The 616-nt window shown below is 42.2% G+C and carries 1 pseudogene; it reads right to left on the bottom strand.

Annotation, left to right across the window (positions count from 1 at the left end):
* Positions 1–616, bottom strand: a pseudogene (locus EAO38_RS08670) (HAMP domain-containing protein); the annotation flags it as partial.

Raw genomic sequence — 616 nt, 5'->3', positions numbered from 1 at the left:
AATGCCCTTTGTGATGGGTGTGCGCAATTCGTGCATGATCGCCCGTAAGAACAAGATACGTGACTCATTCAACCCCTTGATCTTTTTGATCGCCGAGTCAAAGGCCGCTGCCAAATCCCCAATCTCATCTTGCTGGTCGATCTTGCATTCAATGTCCATTTCGCCCTTAGAAAACAAATGCACTTTTTTACGCAATTCGTTGATGGGGATAAAACCGCGGATCATGAAGACAAAGATCATCACGATCAAAAACCCTCCGATGAAAATGGCAAAATAATAGTTGTGATAAGAAGTCTTTTGAATCTCTTTGTAAAGTACGATGTCTCCATTGCTTTTTAGAGAAATGAAAATTTTATTGCCCACCTTGATAATGCTCGCTAAGGGGTTTTCACTGCGTTCAATCTCATTTTTGTTCTTCTGTAAGGCCAACACTTCCTTGAGCTCTTCAGCGCTAATTTCCTTAAAGCCCAATTCATGCAAATAGACTTCTGCAGAGTAGCGGTTATGTTTGTCGGCCAACACTTGGTTGATGGTGGTTACAAACTGCTGGTGGCGAATCTGGGTTTGGAAATTTTCATGGTCGATCTGGGATCGAATAAAGTAGTAAGAAAACGCC

This window comes from Helicobacter vulpis (assembly GCF_003660395.1).
GTDB classification, from domain to species: Bacteria; Campylobacterota; Campylobacteria; order Campylobacterales; family Helicobacteraceae; genus Helicobacter; species Helicobacter vulpis.
This window is presented reverse-complemented; position numbering and strand designations above follow the sequence as displayed.